We start from the raw sequence: 19,763 nt of genomic DNA, 5'->3' as shown, positions 1-19,763 counted from the left end.
GGATCGCGCACATCGATCGCGCGGCCCTGCTCGTCGAGCGCGGTGACGTAGCGCATCCAGCCGGCCACGGCGAGCGCATGCGTCGCGATCGGCAGGTTCTTGAGCAGGCGATCCTGCATCGCGCCGAGCAGGCGTTGCGGAAGTTTTTGCGAGCCGTCCATCGCGATTTGCCAGGTGCGGTGATGCAGTGCCGGATTGGCGAAGCGCTTGAGCAGCGAGGCCCGGTAGGCGGCGAGATCGGTGCCCGCAGGCATCGTCAGCGTCACCGCGGCCTCTTCCATCACCTGCGCGGCGAGACGCGCGAAATGCGGATCTAGCATGGTGTCGGCGATGGTCTCGTAGCCCGCGAGATAGCCGAGATAGGCGAGCGCCGAATGGCTGGCGTTGAGCAGCCGCAGCTTCATCAGCTCGAACGGCTTGACATCAGTGACGAGCTCGACGCCCGCGGCGGCAAGGTCAGGCCGGCCCGCCGTGAAGCGGTCCTCGACCACCCATTGCGTGAAGGGTTCGGTCATGACCGGCCAGGCGTCGCGCAGGCCGAGCGCGGCGGACACCGCATCGCGGTCGGCATCCGTCGTCTCCGGCACGATGCGATCGACCATGGTCGAAGGAAATGCGGCCGTATCCGCGATCCACTTGCCGAGATCCTTCGACCGGAGCGCCGCGAACTGCGTCACGATCCGCTGCACGGTGTGACCGTTGGCGGCGAGGTTGTCGCAGCACAGCACGGTGAAGAGCGGAATGCCGAGCGCCCGCCGGCGCGCCAGCGCAGCCACGATGAAGCCCGGAGCCGAGCGCGGCGCGTCGAGATTGTTCAGATCGTGCACGACATCAGGATGCCGCTCGTCGAGATCGCCGGTCTGCGGCGTATGGCAATAGCCTTTCTCTGTGACGGTGAGGGAGACGATGCGAATGGCGGGATCGGCCATCCTGTCGACGAGCCGCAGCGGGTTCTCGCGTGCGACGACGCTGTCGAGCAGCGCGCCGATGACGCGGTGCCCGGTGCCTTCGGCTGCGCGTATGGCAACGGTGTAGAGATGATCCTGCGGGGCGAGGGCCTCGCGTGTATCCGGGCTGCGCAGGCTTGCGCCGATGATGCCCCAGGAAGCGGCGCCCGTGGCAAGGCAATCGTCGATGACGACGGCCTGGTGCGCGCGGTGAAAAGCCCCCAAGCCAAGATGCACGATGCCGGGCGTGACGCGCGAACGGTCATAGGCCGGGCGTCGGATGGCCGGCGGCAGCCGGTCGAGATTGGCGCGGCCAAGGCGCATGGACGTTTCTCCGTTGCTTTGCCGCTGCTTGACATGGTGCCTGCCCTCGGTCAATTGGTAAGACCAATTATCCAAAATTGGGCCGCAGGCACCGAGCTGGCTGCGCGACCCTTTCGGGGAGGCCAGCGTGCCGCTGGAAGCTGTGGAGGCGAGACGGCTCTATCGCCAGGTCGCCGATCAATTGCGAAGCCTGATCGACAGCGGCGAGTACGCGGTCGGCAGCCGCTTGCCGACGGAGCGCGAGCTCGCCGAGCAGCTCAGGGTTTCTCGGCCGACGGTGCGCGAAGCCTTGATCGCGCTCGAGGTCGAAGGCCGCGTCCGCATTCGCGTCGGGTCGGGCATCTATGTGATCGAGCCTGCTGCCGTTGCGGCGCCCGCAAGCGCGACCGTGATCGAGGGCCCGTTCGAGCTGCTGCGCGCCCGCGAATTCCTGGAAAGCGCGATCGCCGAGCAGGCCGCGCGTGTGGCGACCAAGGACGATATCGCCCGCATCGACGCTTCCCTTCTCGCGATGGAGAATGTCGAGCATCCCGGCGAAGCCTCGATGGTCCACGACCGTGCGTTCCACATCGCAATCGCCGGAAGTCTCGGCAATGCCGTTCTGGTGCGGGTTATCGGCGAGCTCTTCGACCAGCGTCTCAATCCCTATTTCGCGAAGCTCGCCCATTATTTCGAGAGCCCGGGCACCTGGCGCACCGCGCTCGACGAGCACCGCGCCGTGCGCGATGCGATCGCGGCGCATGATCCGGACGCCGCGCGCGATGCGATGCGCGATCATCTGGTGCGTTCGCAGGAGCGTTTTGCGCAGAATTTCGGCGCCGGCGGCGCGGCGGGATCGTCCGCCGGGGGCGACCGGACGGGCCGATATGAGGCAAAGCCGGCAAAACCAAAACGAGCGTCGAAGACGCAGGCCAAAAGCGGCAGCGCGCGGCGGCGATGAGATTGGGCGGCCCGTCTCCGCTTCGGGGCGGGCGAACAAGAAGCAGAGTTGGTAAATGGAGAATAAGTCCGTGTTGAAGAAGATGACGATGGTGCTGGCGGTCTCGGCCGCGGCAATGGTCGCGGCGACCAATCCCGGCATGGCGCAGACCAAGCTCAAATGGGCCCATGTCTACGAGACCTCGGAGCCGTTCCACGGCGCCTCGGTCTGGGCCGCGCAAGAGATCGGCAAGCGCACCAACGGGCGCTACCAGGTCGACGTCTATCCGGCGTCGCAGCTCGGCAAGGAAGCCGACATCAACCAGGGCCTCTCGCTCGGCTCGGTCGACATCATCATCTCCGGCTCGAGCTTCGCGGCCAAGAGCTTCCCGCCGATCGGCGTGACCTACTATCCCTACACCTTCCGTGACGCCGACCATCTCCTCGCCTACACCAAGAGCGACATCTTCAAGGAGCTCGCCAAGGGCTATGAAGACAAGAGCGGCCACCACATCGTCGCGGTGACCTATTACGGCGTGCGCCAGACCTCGTCGAACAAGCCGATCAAAACCTGTGCGGATCTGAAGGGCCTGAAGATGCGCGTGCCCGACGTTCCGGCCTATCTGGCGATGCCGCGCGCCTGCGGCGCCAACACCGCGCCGATCGCGTTCGCCGAAGTCTATCTCGCGCTCCAGAACGGCACCGTCGAGGCGCAGGAGAACCCGCTGACCACGATCGAGGCCAAGAAGTTCTACGAGGTGCAGAAGCACATCGTTCTGACCGGCCACATCGTCGACCACCTCAACACGGTGGTGGCGGGCGCGCTCTGGAAGAAGCTCAGCGACGAAGACAAGAAGATCTTCACTGACGTGGCACAGGAGGCGGCTGCCAAGGCCACTGAGGAGATCAAGCAGAACGAAGCCAAGCTGGTCGCCTTCTTCAAGGAGAAGGGCCTGACCGTGACCGAGGTCGACAAGGGCGAGTTCCGCGACATCGTGCTGAAGAACGTTCCGTTCGAGACCTTCGGTTATCGCAAGGCCGACTGGGAACGGATTCAGGCGGTCAAGTGACCGACGCCCTTGCTGTAAGACCCTCATGGTGAGGAGCGCGAAGCGCGTCTCCGGACGATGCGTTGCATCGCCGAGCGAACCATGAAGGCCCGGGTGTCGCTCAGGCGTCGCCCGGGGCCATCCTTCGAGACGCTTGCTTCGCAAGCTCCTCAGGATGAGGAGCGGAGCCAGCTTGCGCAGTAGAGCTAAGTCGTCGTTCCGGGTTCGGCTCTGCCAGCTGCCCCGGAATGACGATCGAGAGTTTTGGGGAGTAACCACCATGTCGACCGCCGAAACGCACCGGCAGATCACCGCGGACGAGATCGCCCATACCTTCGAGGAGGAGGCGACGCCGAAGGTCGATCTCGGCATCTACGCTTTCGAGGACTGGGTCGCGCTGGCGATCTTCTGGGTGATGGCGCTCGCCGTCTTCCTCCAGTTCTTCACCCGCTATGTCCTCAACGACAGCTATGCCTGGACCGAGGAGATCGCGACCTATTGCCTGATCGGCGTGGTCTTCATCGGCGCGTCGATGTGCGTAAGGCTGTCGCGGCATATCCAGGTCGACCTGGTCTACCGCTATTTGCCCCACCCCGTGGCGCGCGCGCTGTCGACCGCGATCGACCTGATCCGGATCGCCTTCTTCGGCTACGCCATCAAGCTGGTCTGGGTCTACATCCAGATCATCGGCGACGAGTCGATGACCACGATCAATCTTCCCAAGGATTACGTCTACTACGCCGTGCTAGTCGGCTTCGTGCTGATGTTCGTGCGCTCCGTGCAGGTGGCGCTGCAACATTTGCGACAGGGCTATTCGATCCTCGAACGCCCCGGCGCCTACGACGGTTTTGAAGGGTAACGTCATGCTGCTGTTGCTTGGAGGCTTTCTCGTCCTGATGCTGCTCGGCGTTCCCGTGGCGATCGCCATGGCTGCGTCGTCACTGCTCTACATTCTGGTCAGCGGCGTGACGCCTGATGTCACGCTGGCGCAGCGCATGATCGCCGGCGTCGAGAGCTTTCCGCTGCTCGCCGTGCCGTTCTTCATCCTGGCCGGCAACCTCATGAACATCGCCGGCGTCACCGGCCGTATCTACAAATTCGCGGTCGCGCTGGTCGGCTGGATGCGCGGTGGCCTCGGTCACGTCAACATCATCGGCTCGGTGATCTTCTCCGGCATGTCCGGCACTGCGATCGCGGATGCCGCCGGTCTCGGCACCATCGAGATCAAGGCGATGAAGGACCACGGCTACTCCACCGAGTTCTCCGTCGGCGTCACCGCGGCTTCGGCGACGCTCGGGCCGATCATCCCGCCGTCGCTGCCCTTCGTGATCTACGGCATGATGGCGAACGTCTCGATCGGCGCGCTGTTCCTCGGCGGCGTCATTCCGGGCATCTTCATGACGCTGCTTATGATGGCCACCGTCACCTATTTCGCGCACAAGAACAAATGGGGCAGCGATACGCCGTTCTCCTGGCCGCAACTCGGCTCGGCCGGCCTCGAGATCGTCATAGTGCTCGCTTTCCCGTTCGCGATCTGGCTGATGACGCTTGCCGGCATGTCCACCAACATGGCGGTCGTCATCGGTCTCGGCACGCTGCTCGTGATCGACTGGTATTTCGACTTCTCGGCGGTGATGGCGCTGATGGCGCCGGTGATCCTGATCGGCGGCATGACGCTCGGCTGGTTCACGCCGACAGAGGCTGCGGTGGCGGCCGTAATCTGGTCGCTGTTCCTCGGTCTCGTGCGTTACCGCACCATGACGCTGAAGACGGTGGCGAAGGCGACTTTCGACACCATCGAGACCACGGCCTCGGTGCTGTTCATCGTCACTGCAGCCTCGATCTTCGCCTGGCTGCTCACGGTATCGCAGGCGGCGCAGATGCTTTCGGACTGGATGCTCAGCGTCACCCACAACAAATGGGTGTTCCTGGCACTCGCCAACATCCTGATCCTGTTCGTCGGCTGCTTCATCGACACCACGGCGGCGATCACGATTCTGGTGCCGATCCTGCTGCCGATCGTGCTCAAGCTTGGCATTGATCCGATCCATTTCGGTCTGATCATGACGCTGAATCTGATGATCGGCCTGCTGCATCCGCCGCTCGGCATGGTGCTGTTCGTGCTCGCTCGCGTGGCAAAGCTCTCGGTCGAACGCACAACGGTCGCGATCCTGCCCTGGCTGGTGCCGCTGATGATCGCGCTGATCGCGATCACGTACATTCCCGAACTGACGCTCTGGCTGCCGAAATACATGGGACTCTCCAAATGACCTCCATAGCTCTCGCCGCAACCCTGTTCGGTCCCGAAGATCTGCGCATGATCGAGCATCCGCTCGACAAGCTCGCAAAGGGCATGGTGCGAATCCGCTTCGGCGCCGGCGGCATCTGCGGCTCGGACATGCACTACTTCCGTCATGCGCGGACGGGTGATTTCGTGGTGAAGTCGCCGCTGGTGCTCGGCCATGAGATCTCCGGCGAGGTCGTGGAGATCTCCGGCTCCGCAACCAACCTGAAGGTCGGTGACCGCGTCGCCGTCAACCCGTCGCGCTGGTGCGGCCATTGCCTCGCCTGCCGCGAGGGCCGGCCGAACCTCTGCGAGAACATCTTCTTCATGGGCTCGGCGTCGAAGACGCCGCACATGCAGGGCGGCTTCGCCAATTACTTCGACGCGATCCCGGCGCAGTGTGTGAAGATTCCCGACCACGTGTCCTATCAGGCCGCGGCGCTCGCCGAGCCGCTCGCGGTCTGCCTGCACGCGGTCGCGCGCGCCGGCAACATCGAGGGCAAACGCGGCATCATCTTCGGCGCCGGCCCGATCGGGCTTCTGACCATGCTCGCCGCACGGCGCACCGGCATGGCCGACATCACGGTGGCCGATATCGCGCCGGCGCCGCTCGCTTTTGCGAGCCGGCTCGGTGCCTCCCACGTCGAGAATGTCGCGGGTGGGGAAGAGGGGCTGAAGGCGCAGGCCGCCTCACGCCCCTACGACGTCGCCTTCGAGGTCTCGGGCACGGCCGCGGGGCTTGCCAGCGCGATTGGCATCGTCAGGCGCGGCGGCACGGTGGTGCAGATCGGCAACCTGCCGGGCGGCCAGATCCCCACACCGGCGAATGCCGTGATGGCGAAGGAGATCGACCTGCGCGGCTCGTTCCGCTTCGGGCTCGAATTCATGACGGCGGTGGAACTGATCGGGACCGGCAGCGTCGACGTGCTGTCGCTGGTCACCGCCGAGCGGCCGCTGTCGACCGCGCCCGATGCGCTGCGGCTTGCGCTCGACCGCTCGCAGAGCGTCAAGGTCGTGCTGACCGCGAACTGATCCAGGAGAACTTTGATAATGCTGCAGGGTTGGCGCTGGTACGGGCCGGATGATCCGGTGTCGCTCGACGATGTCAGGCAGGCCGGCGCGACGGATATCGTCTCGGCTCTGCATCAGGTGCCGATCGGCGAGGCCTGGACGCGCAAGGACGTCGAGGAGCGCAAGAACTTCATCGAGCACGGCCAGCCCGGTCGCTCGCAACTGACCTGGTCGGTGGTGGAATCGATTCCGATCCCCGACGACGTCAAGCGCCTGGGGGCTAAGGCGACGCGGTCGATCGACGCGTGGATCGCGAGCCTGGAGGCGGTGGCCGCCGCCGGTATCAAGATCATCTGCTACAACTTCATGCCGGTGGTCGACTGGTGTCGCACCGATCTGGAATGGGAGCTGCCGAACGGCGCCCGCGCCATGCGCTTCGACCAGGACCGCTTCGCGGCCTTCGAGCTGCATATCCTGAAGCGCCCGGCCGCGACCGCCGAATATTCGCCGGAGCAGCAGGCGCGCGCGAAAGAGCTCTTCGACAAGATGAGCCAGGCCGATATCGACTATCTCATCATGGTCATCGCCAGCGCGCTGCCCGGATCGACCACCGAGCCGATGACTATCCCGCAATTCCGCGACCGGCTCGGGCAGTATCGCGACATCACGCCAAAGATCCTGCGGCAGCATCTCGCCGAGTTCTTGGGCCGCGTCGCACCTGTGGCCGAGCAGCTCGGCGTCTCGCTGACCCTGCATCCGGACGATCCGCCGCGGCCGTTGTTCGGCCTGCCGCGCGTGGCTTCGACCGCCGACGATTATCAGGCCCTGTTCGATGCAGTGCCGTCGAAGGCGAACGGCATCTGCCTGTGCACAGGTTCGCTCGGCGTACGCGCCGAGAACAACCTGCCGGAGATGGCCGAACGCTTCGGCCCGCGCATCGCCTTTGCGCATTTACGCGCGACCAAGCGCGAGGCCGACGGCCTGTCGTTCTACGAGTCCGATCATCTCGACGGCGACGTCGACATGGTCGCGGTGCTCAAGGCGCTGCTGAAGGAGAACGCGCGGCGCTCGCCCGACCAGCAAATCGTCTTCCGTCCCGACCATGGTCATCGCATGCTGGATGATCTCGCCGCGACCAAGCGCACCAATCCCGGCTACACCGCGATTGGCCGGCTGCGCGGTCTCGCCGAGCTCCGCGGTGCGATCCGCGCGATAGAGCATCAATAGGGGTGTGACGGGCGGCCTCCTGGCGGCCATCCTTCGAGACGCCCGCTTTGGCGGGCTCCTCAGGATGAGGTCCTGTTTCGCGGCGAAGTCTTAGACCCTCATGGTGAGGAGCGCCGCCTTGCGGCGCGTCTCGAACCATTGAGGCCCAGCACGCTCGCGGAGTTTGTCAAAGTTCCCGCCCTATGCGAAAGTAGGGCCATTCCAATTTCGATCGACGCATTGCAGCGGAAACCATTTGGGAGCTGGATGTGAGCATTCTGGTCGAACTCCCTCCCGATCAATACGATCGGAACGCATTCGCGAAATTCAACAAGGATGCTGCCGATTTCGATCTCGGCGTCGCGCGCGCGATGATGTGGATGTCGCAGCTTGCCTACGAGACCCACGTGCCTGATACGATCGAGGCTGTCGCGGCCCTCTGGAACCTGGCTGATGTCAGGACGCTGATACAGCCGGTGAAGTCGACGCTTCCGGTGTCGGACAGCCGCGGTGTCATTGCGCGAAAGGACGGCGCGACCATTGTCGCCTTCGCCGGCACCGATCCCCTCAACCTGTTGAACTGGGTCAGCAACTTCACCCTTGGCCGCCCGAACGCACTCGTCCACGAGGGTTTCCGTGAAGCGGCGGCGGCCCTCTGGAACGACGTCAAGGCGGCGCTCACGGCAGCAGCAGCGGCGGGCTCGCCGATCTTCATCACCGGACACAGCCTGGGAGCGGCGATTGCTGTGGTCACCGCCGATTTGGCGCGGCAGCAGTTGCAGCTCACCAAGGCGCAGATCTATCTCTACGGCTGCCCGCGTGTCGGGCTCACCGAGTTCGTCACCCCCTACGACACCACGTTCGGCAAGACGACCTATCGTCTTGTCCATGGCGCCGATGTCGTGCCGACCGTTCCGCCGCCTCAGCTCGATTTCGTGCATGTCGGCCGCTACCTCACTTGCCAGCAGGGCGCGAAGTTTGACGCGGGTCAATTGACGCCCGGCACCGGCTCCAACGAGCCGCGGCCGGACGCCGGATTGATCGCGCAGCTCGTCAGCCTGTTCGGCGGGAAATCACCGAACACGCGGACCGGCGCTGTCGGAAATCTTTCCGTGCTGCTGCCGTCGGGGATCGGCGATCATCTGCCGGACCGCTACTACGCGGCGCTGACGCCCGCTCAGTAGCAGGCGGCTGTCGATACTGCCGCACTCTCGGTGTCATCGTCCGAGCGGCCGCAAGGCGTTAGTCTGGACAGGGTTGTCCGGCGGCTGCCCACAGAGCCATGTCTTTGACATGCTCCTCGAAGGTACCCGGCGGTGTCGCGCGGCCTGCTCCGGGCGCCCAGGCGCGAGGGATAAAGCCGTTCAGCGATGCATCGTGCCGCAAGTGCTCCAGCAGGCCTACGGCGTCGCGACCGCCGTTGCGTTTGGGATCCTTCAGCTGCGCACAGATCTCGGCGCCACTTTTGCCGAACCAGACGAAATCGGCAGGGGCGAGCTGCCAGTCGATGCCGGCGCGCGGCGGCGCCGGTGCCGGCTCGTTCGCCTGGGTGGAGGTCATGTGACAGCTCGAGCAGGGAATCGCCTCCGCGCCGATGCGGCTCTCTCCGCCGTGGATGTTCATGCCATGCACCCGGGGCCTGGTTTCACCTGCCGGCGTCCATAGCGGAATCGCCCTGGCGTCGACGTGGCAGTTGGCACAACGCGGATGTGTCACCACGGCTTCAATCCTTGTCCAGGCCTCCAGCCCCTCGGCGCGACTGACGCTGCCCGGCGGGCCTACGTCCTTCGCGGCCTCGTCCTTGGCCGCGACAAACCCGGTGAGGGCCGCGGTTGCCGAAGCCGCGAAGACGACCGCAATCAGAGATCTGTTCATGACAAGCCTCAAACGAAATCGATGAACGTGTTGAAAGGCATTTCGCGAAGTTGACGGGATCGACCACCTTGCCGACATCGACTGCGACCCGGACCTTATCGATCCTGATGCCTCTGTCCGTCTTTGTCACTTCGACGACTTCGGCTGGTCGGTATCCTACTTCAATTCACCCATCACTTTCGAGCGAGCGTCCAGGCGCGTCATCGACTTGCCCGGCATTCGCCATTTGGACGGGTCGCGCGGCATCGTGGCCATCGCTTGATTGCGCCATTCGGATTGTGTAATTTTGAATCAGCGCCGATTTGATACTCAGCTTGCGGGCGCTTCTAAAAATGCAGCTAAAGAGACCGCTATCCCTGCATCGTCCCGCATTGCGTGAATCGTCGGCCATCTCGAATGGGGAGGGCTGGATGAAATTTGCCGCCATCGCGGATGTGCACGGGAATCGTCCCGCGCTTGAAGCCGTACTTGCCGACATTGCCGAGCTCGGCATCAACGAGGTCGTAAACCTTGGTGACCACGTCAGCGGTCCGCTCGAGGCGGCCAGAACTGCGGACCTGCTGATCGAACGCGGCTTTCCGTCGGTGCGGGGCGATCAGGACCGAATTCTCGTCGAGCTCTGGCAGGCCGGCACCTCGGCTCGCAGCGATTTCCAACAGCTCGAGCGCAAGCATTTCGATTGGATGGCAAGCATGCCGCCCACGCTGAGGTACAGGGAGCAGGTGTTCCTGTGTCATGGATCGCCACGGGACGACGCGGCTTTTTGGCTCGATCATATCGCCGACGATGGCAGCGTACGCCCGAGCGGGATCGAGGCCATCGAGGCCGGAGCTGAGGGGATCGACGCCCGCCTCATCCTCTGCGCACACACCCATATTCCGAGAGTCGTTCGCCTGAGGGACGGGCGAATGGTCGTCAATCCCGGCAGCGTTGGGCTGCCCGGTTACGATGGGAAGGCGCCTGTTCCTTACGTGGTCGAGGTCGGCACGCCTCACGCGTGCTATGCGATTCTGGAGCATGCCGGGGAGGGCTGGCTCGCGACCCTCCGCTACGTGCCCTACGACAACACGGCCATGGCCGCACTGGCGCGCAGCAAGGGAATGCTCACCTGGGCGAGCGCGATTGCAACGGGTTGGGTGCAACGGGAGAGCGGGTAGTCCCGGCCGCCGGGCTTTGACCAGTCCTGCGCCATCACTTCTGTTCGTTAGTGCACGACCAGCACCGGCACGCTTCCGTCCGCCAGGACCTCCGATGTTTGACTCCCCAGGAATAGCTTCTTGAGACCGCGGCGTCCGTGAGAGCCCATGACGATCAGGTCGCAGCCTCCGGACCTTGCTGCTTGGATGATTGCAGTGGCCGGGTGCGCATTCGGGACATGCAAGAGCTTTGCGGATATCCCGATCTGGTCCGCCATGGTACGCGCTTCATCAAGGACTTTGCCGGCACGTTCCTTGGAGGCTGCGTCAAAGGCATCAACCTCCTGCTGCGACGGTATCCATCCTCCGGCGTGTCCGCCCCCGTAGTCGATCGGCAGCGGTTCAGTCACGGCGATGACTGTCACCTTGGCATTCAAGGCCTTGGCCAAGGCAATCCCATGCTTGAGGCCGTTTCTCGCGACATCCGAGCCATCCGTGCTCAGGAGAATATGGGCGTACATTTGGGAGCTCCCTTTCTCGACGACATTGTCTCCATCTCCCGGCGCGCTGGTTTGACCTCAACGCGGGTCTGCGCATTCATGGACAGACCAGTACGGGCGTTTTCGCGTGCGCCAGCACCTTGTTCGTCACGCTCCCGATGAGGAGCGCGGAGAGCCCGCTGCGCCCATGCGATGACATGACAATGAGATCGCAGCCCTTGTCCGCGGCTGCGGCGATGATGGCTTGATGAGGTTGCCCGCTCTCGCCTTGAATCGTCTCGCAGGAAACACCAGCCGTCCTGGCCGAACTTGCGGCGCTGTCCAATACGCTCTTGGCCTGTTCCTTGCGCAGCTCGGCATATGTTGCGATTGCTTCAAGGAACCGGCCTGACACTTCGGCAAACGGTTCCACGACGAAGATGAAAGACACTTTGGCTCCGAGGGATTTCGCCAACGCCAATCCGTGCGTCACCCCACGCTCTGCTAGCTTTGACCCATCTGTCGGAATGAGAATATGCCGGTACATGCTACCTCCCGATTGTCTGGACGTATCGCCGCCTTGCGCAGGTCAGCTGGGCTCGCCTTTCGGATGTAGTCTTGAGATAAATCAATCTATACAGATGTCCGCAAATCCGCCAGCCCGGACGTCTGCCGAGGTCCGCCATGGCGCCGTTGCCAGAGGCTCGCAGGAACTCGTGCCGCCTGACTGCCGTGCGCCTCACATCGAGCGACGAGGTTGGCCCATCGAACAACACCGCATCGGCATTCACCGGGACCGCGTGTCCCGGGGAGCCCAGGCTGGAGCTGCGAAGTGTTGCGCGAGAGCAACGTTGTGCTCTTCTTCGCCAAAAGGCGCAATTTCTCGGGCCGTCGTTTGAATATAGTAGGGTGATTGCCAATCCTCGAATTGCTGACCGCTATCCCCACTTGTTCCGAATGCGGCTTCTATCAACACGAGACGGTTCAGCAGGATGGGGGCGAGAGCCATTTTCATCTCCTGGAGCCTCGTTAGCCAGGCTGCCGCGGTTCCGCAGAACTTCCAGTTAGGTTGGACTCAAATTCGCAATCGGGTGGAGTGAACTCTGACGCATTCATTGACGTTCGCGATTGGTGACATTCACGGGTGCTTCGAGGAGCTGCTCGCGCTGCTTGCCGTGTGCGACATTGCCGGTCATGGAGAGGATACCCGGTTCGTCTTCATCGGCGATTATGTCGACAGAGGGCCCGACAGTCGTCGGGTTGTGGAGTTTCTCATCCGGCGGCAATCGGAGCAGGGACGTCGCTGCATCTGCCTGCGCGGCAATCATGAGGAGATGTTGATCCACGCTGCCGGCAGGCATCGCTCGGATCGCGATCTCATGAATTGGTGGGGGAATGGCGGCGAACGGACCCTCGAGAGCTACGGTGTCGATGACCCCGGCGATCTGCCTGCCGAACACCTGGCATGGGTTCAGAAGCTTCCGCTGACGCACAAGGACCAGCATCGGCTTTTCGTCCATGCCGGGGTCCGGCCTGGCGTCCCGCTGTCTCTTCAGTCGCAAGAGGATCTGCTCTGGATCAGAGAGCCATTCCTCTCGTCCCCCGATGATCACGGGCTATTCGTCGTGCACGGGCACACGCCGATCACATCCGGGCGTCCCGATCTGCGAGCCAATCGATTGAATCTGGACACCGGCGCATGCTTCGGCGGCCCGTTGACAGCGGCAGCATTTTCGAGCGGCCGGCGTGCGCCGCTGATGTTTGCCACGAGTATGGGCGATATCGTCCGCTTATAGCCGGACGTCCGTGGAGCAGGGCGGCCGATGAAAGCGCGCTCTAATGCGTCTCGTGAAACCGGCTCAAAAACGCCTTCAGCCGTTCGCTGCGCGGCTGGCGGATGGTCTCTTCAGGCGTGCCGATCTCGGCCATGACGCCGTCGTTCATGAAGCCGACGCGGGTGGAGACGTCGGCGGCGAAGGCCATTTCATGCGTGACCAGCACCATGGTCATGCCTTCGGCGGCAAGGCTGCGGATGACGGAGAGCACTTCACCGACGAGCTCAGGATCGAGCGCCGAGGTCGGCTCGTCGAACAGCATGACGTCGGGCTTCATCGCGAGCGCGCGGGCGATCGCGACCCGCTGCTTCTGGCCGCCGGACAGGCGGCTCGGAAAGGCATCGGCCTTGTCGGCGAGGCCGACCTTGGCGAGGAGATCGCGGCCGAGCGCGTCGGCTTCGGTCTGCGCCATGCCCTTCACCTGCACCGGGCCCTCGGTGACGTTGCCGAGCACCGACATGTGCGGAAACAGATTGAAGTGTTGGAACACCATGCCGACGCTACGCCGGAGCAGCGCGAGCTGCGCGTCGCCCGCGGCGCGCACGCCCTTGCCGAAGGCGAATTTGTGCATGCCGACCGCAAGCTCGCCCTGCTGCGGCATTTCGAGCAGGTTCAGGCAGCGCAGGAAGGTCGACTTGCCGGAGCCGGAAGCGCCGATCAAAGTGACGACCTCGCCGCGTGCGACCGAGAGCGAAACGCCCTTGAGCACCTCATGGTCGCCGAATGCCTTGTGGATGTTGTTCGCGACCAGCGTCGCGCCGTTCGCACTCATCGATGCGCCCCCATCTTCAGCTCGACCCGGTCCGCGACCAGCGTCAGCGGGAACAGCACGACGAAATAGAGCACGGCAATCGTGGTATAGACCTCGAGCGGCTTGTAGCTCGACGCGGTGATCACCGTGCCCTGGTAGAGGAGATCGCCGACCGCGACCACCGACACCAGCGAGGTGTTCTTCAGCTGCATGATGGTCTGGTTGATGAAGGAGGGGATCATCACTTGCGTGGCCTGCGGCAGCACGATGCGGCGAAAGATCTTGCCGCGCCGCATGCCGATGGCGCGGCCGGCTTCCCATTGGCCGGTGTCGACGGCCTCGATGCCGCCGCGGAATATCTCGGCATAGAACGAGCCGGCATAGAGCGACAGCGCGATGAAGCAGGCCATCGCCGGCGTCATGTCGACGCCGATCAGGACGGGCAGGGCGTAGTAGACCCAGATCAGCTGCACCAGCAGCGGCGTGCAGCGGAACACCTCGATATAGAGACGCAGCGGCACCGTGACCCAGCGCGGCGCCGTCGTGCGCAAAATGCCGACGAACAGTCCGATCACGAGACCCGCGACCACCGTGGTCACCGTGTAGAACACGGTGACCAGGAGCCCTTGCCAGATCAGGCCCCAATACGGCTTGAGCGCCGCGAAGTCCCAGACATACATGGCCGATCAGAACTGCACTTCGCTGGGGAGATCGTCGGCGGTGAGTCCGACGGCCTCAAAGCCCTTCAGCATCCATTCGCGGGTCTGGCCCATCGAGCGGTTGTAGTCGGCCCAGGCGCTGAGGAAATCCTTGTAGCGGCGATCGCTCTCGGCGCGGATGCCCATGTTGGTCGGTAGCGTGAGCAGCGGCCGCGGGATCGCGAGATCGCCGAGGTTCGGATTCTTCTTCAGGGTCGACACCGAAAGCACTGCCAGCGACACGTTGCAGTCGGCGCGGCCGGTTGCAACGGCGAGGATCGCCTCGTCGCGGTTCTTGAAGCCAAGGATGTTCGCCTTCGGGCAGTAGCGGCGCGCGATCGTCTCGTGGGTCGAGCCGATATCGACGGCGATCTTGACCTCGGGCTTGTTGAGGTCGGCCCAGGTCTGCGGCTTGGCAAAACCCTTCTTGGTGATGACGGTGAAGGAGTGCACCAGGATCGGCGTCGAGAAGTCGATCACCAGCGCGCGCTCCGGCGTCGGGTTCACGGCGAAGGCGAGGTCGACCTTGTCGGCCTGCAGGTCGAGGATCTGGTTGCCCCAGGTCGATTCCAGCGTCTCGAGCTTGGCGCCGAGCTTGCTGGCGATGTCCTTGGCCATCTCGATGCAGGCACCCGACCACTGACCGGTCGCGAGATCCTTATGGAAGTAGGGCTCTTGGCCGACGATGACGGCGACCCGAAGCACGCCATTCTTCTTGATGCGGTCGAGCGTGGAGGTCGGTGCGGTGTCAGCCTTGGCCGAGCCGCCTGCGGCAGCAATCGCTGCGCCTGCCAGCGCCACGGTGGTGAGAGCGTCCCTGCGATTCATCGTTTCTGTCTCCCTGGAATTTGGGTCGGATTGTCTCCGGCCGCTGGACTATTTCTGTATTCAGGATAAAATGCAATACGGTATTTCAGATTGCTGACCATTTGTGCGGCAAGGCAGAGATGAGCCCAATATCTTGGCAGGATTGCGCAAAATTCCTCGCGGGCAGGGATTGCAAATCGCATTCAAGTCTGAATACAAATCTGAACGCAATTATCTCGTGACCTGAAGGAGAGCCTGTGCACGCTCTATTCGTCGATGCGAACGACACCCTGGCAGCGGTGACCGACAAGCTGCTGCGCTCCCAGGACCTGCCGGTCAGCGTCAACCCCAACCCCTCGATCAAGCCCGACGAGCTGCCCGGCCTGCTCGGTGACGCCGAGATCATGATCGTCGATCACACGGCGGTGCCGACCGCGATCGCCGAGAAATGCGCGAAGCTGAAGCATGTCGTCTTCCTCGGCACCGGCGCGCGCAGCTACATGAATCCGGAAGAACTTAGCCAGCGCGGCATCTCCGTCCACACCATCAAGGGCTATGGCGACACGGCGGTCGCCGAATGCGCGATCGCCCTGATGTGGGCATCTGCCAAAAGCTTCGGTGAGATGGACCGCGGCATGCGCGAGGGCAACTGGCTGCGCCGCGACGCGGTTCAGCTCACTGGCAAGACGCTCGGCCTGATCGGCTTCGGTGGCATTGCCGCTGAAGCCGCGCGCATGGCGGCGGGCTGTGGCATGAAGGTGATCGCCTGGAACAGGACGCCGAAGACGCATCCCGGCGTCGAGTTCGTTTCGCTGGAGAAGCTGCTCGCCGACAGTCACGTCGTCTCGCTGCATCTGTTGCTCAATGACGAGACCAAGGGCTTCCTGTCGCGTGAGCGCATCGCGCAGATGCGGCCCGGCAGCATTCTCATCAACACCGCGCGCGGCGCCGTCGTCGACGAGGACGCGATGCTGGATGCGCTCCGCTCCGGCCATATCGCCCATGCCGGCCTCGACGTCTTCACCGTCGAGCCGCTGCCCGCAGGCCATGCTCTGACCAAGCTGCCGAACGTGACGCTGTCGGCGCATTCGGCGTTCCGCACGCCGGAGGCGAGCGACAACCTCATCGGTGCTGCGCTCGACCACTGCCGTCGCATCATCGCCGCCGGCAAGTAAAAGTTAAGGACATCCCATGTCGGACATCACCCGCATCGACCAGAACGCCCGCCGCAGCCGCGCCTCCGTGTTCGGCGATCTCGTTTTCCTCGCAGGACAAGTGGCGGATACCAAGACCGCCGACATCACCCAGCAGACCCGCGAGGCGCTGGCGAAGGTCGACGACATGCTGGCGCGCGCCGGCACTGACAAGTCGCGCCTGCTCAGCGTGCAGGTCTGGCTCAAGACCATGGACGATTTCGACGCCATGAACGCGGTCTATGATGCCTGGGTCGTTCCGGGCAACGCGCCGACGCGCGCCTGCGGCAAGGTCGAGCTCGCCGACCCCGCCTATCGCATCGAAGTGATCGCGATCGCCGCGCGCAGCTAGAGGCTGGTCCATGACTGTCCAGGCTCCCGCATCAGGCTTCCGTCCGGCACAGCGCATCAGCGCGATCGGCGTCTCCGAGATCCTCAAGATCGGCGCGGTCGCGCAGCGGCTGAAGCGCGAGGGGCGGCCGGTGATCGTGCTGGGCGCCGGCGAGCCTGATTTCGATACGCCCGATCATGCCAAAGAGGCGGCCGAGCGCGCCATTCGCGCCGGCCAGACCAAATACACCATCCTCGACGGCACGCCGGAACTGAAGGCGGCGATATCAGAGAAATTCCGCCGCGAGAACGACCTCGTCTATGCCGCGGACGAGATCACTGCCGGCGCCGGCGCGAAGCAGGTGATCCACAACGCCTTCATGGCGAGCTTAAGTCCCGGCGACGAGGTCATCCTCGCCGCGCCCTACTGGACCAGCTACGCCGACATGGTGCGCATCGCCGACGGCACGCCGGTCGATGTGCTCTGCCGCGAGGAGAACGGCTTCCGCCTCGATGCCGCCGACCTCGAACGCGCGATCACGCCAAAGACGCGCTGGCTGCTGCTGAACTCGCCGTCCAATCCGACCGGCGCGGCCTATTCGGCGGCGCAGCTTCGCCCGATCCTGGATGTGCTCAAGCGCCATCCGCATGTCTGGCTGATGGCCGACGACATCTACGAGCACCTCATCTATGACGCCATGCCGTTCGTGACCGCCGCGGCGCTCGAGCAGAGCCTGAAATCACGCACGCTCACCGTCAACGGCGTCTCCAAGGCCTATGCCATGACGGGCTGGCGCGTCGGCTATGGCGGCGGTCCGCGCGAATTGATCGCGGCTATGGCGGTGGTGCAGAGCCAGAGTACCACGAATCCGTCCTCGGTGAGCCAGGCCGCCGCGATCGCAGCGCTGACCGGACCGCAGGATATCTTGATCGAGCGGCGCGCCGCGTTCCAGCGCCGCCGGGATATCGTGGTCGATGCGCTCAACACCATCGACGGCGTCACGTGCCGTCGGCCGGAAGGCGCGTTCTATACCTATGCGAGCTGCGCCGGCCTGATCGGACGCCGCACGCCTGATGGTACCAGCATTGACAGCGATGCCGCGTTCTGCCGCTACCTGCTGGAGAGGCATGACGTGGCCGTGGTGCCGGGCAGCTGTTTCGGCCTTGCACCTTATTTCCGCCTGTCCTACGCCACCTCGGAACAAAACTTGCGCGAAGCCTTAAAGCGCATCGCCAAAGCCTGTAGGGAGCTGTCATGACCATTCGCAACACCCGCACCGGGGGCCAGATCCTGATCGATCAGCTCGTCGCACAAGGCGTCGAGCGCGTCACCTGCGTGCCAGGCGAGAGCTATCTGGCAGCCCTCGATGCGTTGCATGACAGTCCGATCGACGTCGTGATCTGCCGCGCCGAAGGCGGCGCGGCGATGATGGCGGAAGCCTATGGCAAGCTCACGGGCCGGCCCGGCATCTGCTTCGTCACCCGCGGCCCCGGCGCAACCAATGCCAGCCACGGCGTCCACATCGCGATGCAGGATTCGACCCCGATGATCCTGTTCGTCGGCCAGGTCGACACCGGCATGCGCGAGCGCGAGGCGTTCCAGGAGCTCGACTACAAGGCGGTGTTCGGCACCATGGCGAAATGGGCGGTCGAGATCGATCGCCCCGATCGCATTCCGGAGCTGGTCGCGCGCGCCTTCCGCGTCGCGATGCAGGGCCGTCCGGGTCCCGTGGTGATCGCGCTGCCGGAGAACATGCTGACCGAGACCGCGGCGGTGGCCGATGCGATGCGCATCGAGCCGGCGGCGAGCTGGCCCGCGCCTGCTGACATCGAGCGCGTTGGCGCCATGCTCGCAAGCGCCAAGGCGCCGCTCGTCATTCTCGGTGGCTCGCGCTGGACCGATGAGGCGACCAAGAGCATCGCGCGCTTCGCCGAACGGTTCGACGTGCCGGTTGCGACCTCGTTTCGCCGCGCATCGCTGATCGACGCCGATCATTCGCACTATGCCGGCGATCTCGGCATCGGGCCGAGCCCGGGCCTGAAGGCGCGCATCGAGGGCGCCGATGTCATTCTGCTGATCGGCGGCCGCATGTCGGAGATGCCGTCCTCGTCCTATGCGCTGCTCGACATTCCGACCCCGCAGCAGAAGCTGATCCATGTGCATCCCGGCTCCGAGGAGCTCGGCCGCGTCTATCAGCCGGCGCTGGCGATCCAGGCGACACCCGCCGCGTTCGCCGCTGCGGTCGAAACGCTGAAGCCGGCCGGCGCGGTTGCCTGGAAGGGCGAGGCCGCGAAGGCGCATGCCGATTACCTGGCCTGGACCGACAAGGCGCGCGAGCTGCCGGGCGCGTTCCAGTACGGCCAGGTCATGACCTGGCTGCGCGACCGCCTGCCGAAGGACGCGATCGTCTGCAACGGCGCCGGCAACTATGCCGGCTGGATTCATCGCCATCACCGCTTCCACAGCTTTGCGGCCCAGCTCGCGCCGACCTCGGGCTCGATGGGCTATGGCGTTCCGGCGGGCGTGCTCGCCAAGCGGCAATATCCGGATCGCGTCGTCGTCGCCTTTGCCGGTGACGGCTGCTTCCTGATGAACGGCCAGGAGTTCGCGACCGCCGTGCAGTATGACGCGCCGCTCGTCGTCATCGTCGTCGACAACTCGCAATACGGCACCATCCGTATGCATCAGGAGCGCGATTATCCCGGCCGTGTCGTCGGCACCCAGCTCAAGAACCCTGATTTCGCGATGTATGCAAAAGCGTTTGGCGGCCATGGCGAGCGTGTCGAGCGCACCGAAGAATTCGCGCCGGCGTTCGAGCGGGCGCTCGCTTCGGGCAAGCCGTCGATCCTCCACTGCATCATCGATCCGCGCGCGATCTCGGTCGGCAAGGATTTTGTGCCGCAAGTGAAGGCTTAGCCA

General features: G+C 64.2%; 20 protein-coding genes and 1 riboswitch. Of the genes, 13 read left to right on the top strand and 7 right to left on the bottom strand.

What is annotated here, in order from left to right:
• Positions 1 to 1,271 (bottom strand): mannitol dehydrogenase family protein (locus tag AC630_RS30515; RefSeq protein WP_074122187.1); only part of this gene is annotated, 1,271 nt, incomplete at its 3' end.
• 127 nt (positions 1,272 to 1,398) lie between these two features.
• On the opposite strand from AC630_RS30515, the gene AC630_RS30510 reads away from it, so the two are divergent.
• The 7 genes from AC630_RS30510 to AC630_RS30480 all read left to right on the top strand — a co-directional run bounded on the left by AC630_RS30510 (position 1,399) and on the right by AC630_RS30480 (position 8,923).
• Positions 1,399 to 2,211, top strand: a complete 813-nt coding sequence (locus AC630_RS30510) for a FadR/GntR family transcriptional regulator (RefSeq protein WP_074122181.1) — start codon at positions 1,399 to 1,401, stop codon at positions 2,209 to 2,211.
• An 88-nt stretch (positions 2,212 to 2,299) separates the two neighbouring features.
• Positions 2,300 to 3,259 (top strand): sialic acid TRAP transporter substrate-binding protein SiaP, encoded by a 960-nt coding sequence (locus AC630_RS30505; RefSeq protein ID WP_074122186.1) that lies wholly within the window; start codon positions 2,300 to 2,302, stop codon positions 3,257 to 3,259.
• Positions 3,260 to 3,518: 259 nt separating this feature from the next.
• Positions 3,519 to 4,097 carry a TRAP transporter small permease gene (locus AC630_RS30500; protein ID WP_074122180.1) on the top strand — a complete coding sequence of 193 codons (579 nt, stop codon included), beginning with the start codon at positions 3,519 to 3,521 and terminating at the stop codon, positions 4,095 to 4,097.
• Between the two features lie 4 nt (positions 4,098 to 4,101).
• Complete coding sequence (locus AC630_RS30495; protein ID WP_074122179.1) at positions 4,102 to 5,508, top strand: TRAP transporter large permease; 1,407 nt, start codon at positions 4,102 to 4,104, stop codon at positions 5,506 to 5,508.
• Entirely contained in the window at positions 5,505 to 6,554 is a 1,050-nt protein-coding gene (locus AC630_RS30490; protein ID WP_074122178.1) for an L-idonate 5-dehydrogenase, read from the top strand. Before AC630_RS30495 ends, AC630_RS30490 begins: the two co-directional genes overlap by 4 nt.
• Positions 6,555 to 6,572: 18 nt before the next feature.
• The gene (gene uxuA, locus AC630_RS30485; protein WP_074122177.1) at positions 6,573 to 7,760 is read left to right on the top strand and encodes a mannonate dehydratase; all 1,188 of its coding nucleotides are present in this window, start codon (positions 6,573 to 6,575) and stop codon (positions 7,758 to 7,760) included.
• A 248-nt stretch (positions 7,761 to 8,008) separates the two neighbouring features.
• A complete protein-coding gene (locus AC630_RS30480) occupies positions 8,009 to 8,923 on the top strand; it encodes a lipase family protein (protein WP_074122176.1) in 915 nt (304 codons plus the stop codon).
• Positions 8,924 to 8,981: 58 nt separating this feature from the next.
• Here the strand turns inward: AC630_RS30480 and AC630_RS30475 are convergent, their stop codons facing one another.
• Positions 8,982 to 9,614, bottom strand: coding sequence for a hypothetical protein (locus AC630_RS30475; RefSeq protein ID WP_074122175.1), 633 nt, complete (start codon positions 9,612 to 9,614; stop codon positions 8,982 to 8,984).
• A 284-nt stretch (positions 9,615 to 9,898) separates the two neighbouring features.
• Positions 9,899 to 9,977, top strand: a riboswitch (SAM riboswitch).
• A gap of 47 nt (positions 9,978 to 10,024) precedes the next feature.
• Between AC630_RS30475 and AC630_RS30470 the strand changes: the two genes are divergently transcribed.
• Positions 10,025 to 10,771, top strand: a complete 747-nt coding sequence (locus AC630_RS30470) for a metallophosphoesterase family protein (protein WP_074122174.1) — start codon at positions 10,025 to 10,027, stop codon at positions 10,769 to 10,771.
• 47 nt (positions 10,772 to 10,818) lie between these two features.
• On the opposite strand, the gene AC630_RS30465 is transcribed toward AC630_RS30470, so the two are convergent.
• Entirely contained in the window at positions 10,819 to 11,271 is a 453-nt protein-coding gene (locus tag AC630_RS30465; protein ID WP_074122173.1) for a universal stress protein, read from the bottom strand.
• Positions 11,272 to 11,347: 76 nt separating this feature from the next.
• On the bottom strand, positions 11,348 to 11,776 hold the full coding sequence (locus AC630_RS30460; protein WP_074122172.1) for a universal stress protein: 429 nt from the start codon (positions 11,774 to 11,776) through the stop codon (positions 11,348 to 11,350).
• Positions 11,777 to 12,404: 628 nt separating this feature from the next.
• On the opposite strand from AC630_RS30460, the gene AC630_RS30455 reads away from it, so the two are divergent.
• A complete protein-coding gene (locus tag AC630_RS30455; protein WP_349539560.1) occupies positions 12,405 to 13,025 on the top strand; it encodes a metallophosphoesterase family protein in 621 nt (206 codons plus the stop codon).
• A gap of 40 nt (positions 13,026 to 13,065) precedes the next feature.
• Here AC630_RS30455 and AC630_RS30450 read toward each other — a convergent pair whose 3' ends face one another.
• From AC630_RS30450 to AC630_RS30440, 3 genes are read right to left on the bottom strand one after another with little or no spacing between them, the layout of a single operon-like run.
• The gene (locus AC630_RS30450; protein ID WP_074122170.1) at positions 13,066 to 13,836 is read right to left on the bottom strand and encodes an amino acid ABC transporter ATP-binding protein; all 771 of its coding nucleotides are present in this window, start codon (positions 13,834 to 13,836) and stop codon (positions 13,066 to 13,068) included.
• Positions 13,833 to 14,495 (bottom strand): amino acid ABC transporter permease, encoded by a 663-nt coding sequence (locus AC630_RS30445; protein WP_074122169.1) that lies wholly within the window; start codon positions 14,493 to 14,495, stop codon positions 13,833 to 13,835. The genes AC630_RS30450 and AC630_RS30445 overlap by 4 nt, the downstream gene beginning before the upstream one ends.
• Positions 14,496 to 14,501: 6 nt before the next feature.
• A complete protein-coding gene (locus tag AC630_RS30440; protein ID WP_074122168.1) occupies positions 14,502 to 15,341 on the bottom strand; it encodes a transporter substrate-binding domain-containing protein in 840 nt (279 codons plus the stop codon).
• Between the two features lie 236 nt (positions 15,342 to 15,577).
• On the opposite strand from AC630_RS30440, the gene AC630_RS30435 reads away from it, so the two are divergent.
• From AC630_RS30435 to AC630_RS30420, 4 genes are read left to right on the top strand one after another with little or no spacing between them, the layout of a single operon-like run.
• Entirely contained in the window at positions 15,578 to 16,495 is a 918-nt protein-coding gene (locus AC630_RS30435; RefSeq protein ID WP_074122167.1) for an NAD(P)-dependent oxidoreductase, read from the top strand.
• 16 nt (positions 16,496 to 16,511) lie between these two features.
• Positions 16,512 to 16,865 carry a RidA family protein gene (locus AC630_RS30430; RefSeq protein ID WP_063681069.1) on the top strand — a complete coding sequence of 118 codons (354 nt, stop codon included), beginning with the start codon at positions 16,512 to 16,514 and terminating at the stop codon, positions 16,863 to 16,865.
• A 10-nt stretch (positions 16,866 to 16,875) separates the two neighbouring features.
• The gene (locus tag AC630_RS30425; protein WP_074122166.1) at positions 16,876 to 18,102 is read left to right on the top strand and encodes a pyridoxal phosphate-dependent aminotransferase; all 1,227 of its coding nucleotides are present in this window, start codon (positions 16,876 to 16,878) and stop codon (positions 18,100 to 18,102) included.
• A complete protein-coding gene (locus AC630_RS30420) occupies positions 18,099 to 19,760 on the top strand; it encodes a thiamine pyrophosphate-binding protein (protein ID WP_074122165.1) in 1,662 nt (553 codons plus the stop codon). The genes AC630_RS30425 and AC630_RS30420 overlap by 4 nt, the downstream gene beginning before the upstream one ends.
• Positions 19,761 to 19,763: the final 3 nt, after the last annotated feature.

The sequence above is a fragment of the Bradyrhizobium sp. AS23.2 genome (assembly GCF_001908185.1).
Lineage (GTDB): Bacteria > Pseudomonadota > Alphaproteobacteria > Rhizobiales > Xanthobacteraceae > Bradyrhizobium.
Note: the sequence above shows the minus strand (reverse complement) of the source record. Positions and strands in the feature narration are given on the sequence as shown.

Bases quoted from the DNA above. Each gene is read 5' to 3' on its own strand.
- AC630_RS30505 (WP_074122186.1), top strand. From the start codon at position 2,300: ATGGTGCTGGCGGTCTCGGCCGCGGCAATGGTCGCGGCGACCAATCCC.
- AC630_RS30500 (WP_074122180.1), top strand. From the start codon at position 3,519: ATGTCGACCGCCGAAACGCACCGGCAGATCACCGCGGACGAGATCGCC.
- AC630_RS30495 (WP_074122179.1), top strand. From the start codon at position 4,102: ATGCTGCTGTTGCTTGGAGGCTTTCTCGTCCTGATGCTGCTCGGCGTT.
- AC630_RS30490 (WP_074122178.1), top strand. From the start codon at position 5,505: ATGACCTCCATAGCTCTCGCCGCAACCCTGTTCGGTCCCGAAGATCTG.
- uxuA (WP_074122177.1), top strand. From the start codon at position 6,573: ATGCTGCAGGGTTGGCGCTGGTACGGGCCGGATGATCCGGTGTCGCTC.
- AC630_RS30475 (WP_074122175.1), bottom strand. From the start codon at position 9,614: ATGAACAGATCTCTGATTGCGGTCGTCTTCGCGGCTTCGGCAACCGCG.
- AC630_RS30470 (WP_074122174.1), top strand. From the start codon at position 10,025: ATGAAATTTGCCGCCATCGCGGATGTGCACGGGAATCGTCCCGCGCTT.
- AC630_RS30465 (WP_074122173.1), bottom strand. From the start codon at position 11,271: ATGTACGCCCATATTCTCCTGAGCACGGATGGCTCGGATGTCGCGAGA.
- AC630_RS30460 (WP_074122172.1), bottom strand. From the start codon at position 11,776: ATGTACCGGCATATTCTCATTCCGACAGATGGGTCAAAGCTAGCAGAG.
- AC630_RS30450 (WP_074122170.1), bottom strand. From the start codon at position 13,836: ATGAGTGCGAACGGCGCGACGCTGGTCGCGAACAACATCCACAAGGCA.
- AC630_RS30445 (WP_074122169.1), bottom strand. From the start codon at position 14,495: ATGTATGTCTGGGACTTCGCGGCGCTCAAGCCGTATTGGGGCCTGATC.
- AC630_RS30440 (WP_074122168.1), bottom strand. From the start codon at position 15,341: ATGAATCGCAGGGACGCTCTCACCACCGTGGCGCTGGCAGGCGCAGCG.
- AC630_RS30430 (WP_063681069.1), top strand. From the start codon at position 16,512: ATGTCGGACATCACCCGCATCGACCAGAACGCCCGCCGCAGCCGCGCC.
- AC630_RS30425 (WP_074122166.1), top strand. From the start codon at position 16,876: ATGACTGTCCAGGCTCCCGCATCAGGCTTCCGTCCGGCACAGCGCATC.
- AC630_RS30420 (WP_074122165.1), top strand. From the start codon at position 18,099: ATGACCATTCGCAACACCCGCACCGGGGGCCAGATCCTGATCGATCAG.